Origin of the sequence: Vibrio sp. 10N.222.46.A1 (assembly GCF_041473595.1) — a bacterium.
Lineage (GTDB): Bacteria > Pseudomonadota > Gammaproteobacteria > Enterobacterales > Vibrionaceae > Vibrio > Vibrio tasmaniensis_A.
Window position 1 is genome coordinate 1 of the sequence record NZ_JBFRSN010001163.1, and the last position, 1,505, is coordinate 1,505.

Below are 1,505 nucleotides of genomic sequence, written 5' to 3' on the forward strand. Positions count from 1 at the left end.
TTGATGGTGAGATCCAAAGGCAAAGAACTGTTCTACCTGCCGGGTGGTAAGCGTGAAGCTGGCGAAAGTGATGAGCAAGCACTGGTTCGCGAAATCAGAGAAGAGATCTCAGTTGATTTGGTGCGTGATTCCATCATATACGTCGAGACGTTTACAGGCCAAGCTGATGGCAAAGCGGAAGGCGTATCAGTGCAATTGACTTGTTATCTTGCTGATTATACTGGCGAACTGTCTCCAGATGCCGAAATCGAAGAACTTAAGTTTGTTGATGGCAACGACAGAGCGGTATGTTCGTTGGCAGCACTGGTTGCGCTTGATTGGTTAGAAGCGAACCAGTATTTGGCTTAAGGTTTTAGCTGCTATTAGCGAATGCTGAAGATTGATCTTCAAAAGATCATCGCTTACGAATAGCTTGAAGGGCGGCTGTCTTTCATCAACAGGTCGAGTTTCCTTTGAGCTTTCTTCGTGTCTTGTAAATCCACCACCTCAATCATTTCACACTCATCTCGTACCATCTCATTAATCAGGCTTGGATAGTGTCGGCAATCTTCTGGTCGGTCTAAGTAAATGCTGCATGTGTACTTGGCTTGAGGCTTGGTATCTTTCGTCGGAACCAGCTCCAGAAAAGGGCAGCGAGTTAAACGTTCACCAGATTCAGGGTCGAACCAGATCTCGCTTCCTCGAACATATTCAAAGATGTCTGGGTTGAACAACTCCCACAAATCGATCTCTTCTTGAGTCGCGGCAAGGTCGCCATCTCCGTATTTGATACAGCATTTTCCGCATTGATTACAATCTTTCATTATCGACTTCATAAGTTGGTGAGCTTTTATCATTTTACCACTGATAGGCGTGGCACGTTGACTTTGTTGTTCATGGTTAAGCCGTTACGGGGCGAGAACATGGAATGACGGCGCTTAAAATCAATTTATCTATGCACCACCACTCCAATCAAAGCTGTAAACAGTGATACAATTTGCGCATCTCACGTTATTCAAGCAAAGGCATCAAAATGAGAACCGTATACACCACCGAAGGCAACATTAACGCAAAGAAACAAAAAGAGGCTTACCCAAAGCTCGCTTTATGTGACAAGTGCGTTCGAGACTATGTGGTGATTGCTCAAGGTGAACGAACTTACAAGCCTTGTGCTAAATGTGGTGCCGACGATTAATGCGCCTTGATAAATACCTATGTAAAAGCACTGACCTAACCAAGCCTGAAGCGATTGAACGCATCCATAATGGCGAGGTGAACGTAAACAGTGAAACAGTTACTGATGAGTCAGCTCAGGTTCATGAAAGCAACACCATCTTGTTAAATGGCACGCCGCTTAAGTTGCGTGAATTTCGTTACCTCCTAATGCACAAGCCTGCGGGTACTATCTGCTCTAATATCGATGAAGTTTATCCTTCATTGTTTAACTACATCGAGATAGACAAAGCATCAGAACTGCACATAGCAGGGCGCTTAGATGCCGACACTACAGGCTTAGTCTTGATTAC

General features: G+C 44.7%; 4 protein-coding genes. 3 read left to right on the top strand and 1 reads right to left on the bottom strand.

Features of this window, described 5'->3' with window-relative positions; genetic code table 11:
- Positions 1–348: NUDIX domain-containing protein (locus AB4496_RS24790; RefSeq protein ID WP_372132468.1), on the top strand; the 348-nt coding region annotated here is incomplete at its 5' end.
- Positions 349–401: 53 nt separating this feature from the next.
- Here AB4496_RS24790 and AB4496_RS24795 read toward each other — a convergent pair.
- Positions 402–803, bottom strand: a complete 402-nt coding sequence (locus AB4496_RS24795; protein ID WP_009846840.1) for a YkgJ family cysteine cluster protein — start codon at positions 801–803, stop codon at positions 402–404.
- Between the two features lie 209 nt (positions 804–1,012).
- Between AB4496_RS24795 and AB4496_RS24800 the strand changes: the two genes are divergently transcribed.
- Both AB4496_RS24800 and AB4496_RS24805 read left to right on the top strand, forming a co-directional pair.
- A complete protein-coding gene (locus AB4496_RS24800; protein WP_009846839.1) occupies positions 1,013–1,174 on the top strand; it encodes a hypothetical protein in 162 nt (53 codons plus the stop codon).
- On the top strand, positions 1,174–1,505 hold a 332-nt coding region (locus AB4496_RS24805), incomplete at its 3' end, for a pseudouridine synthase (protein ID WP_372132471.1). The genes AB4496_RS24800 and AB4496_RS24805, both read left to right, overlap by 1 nt.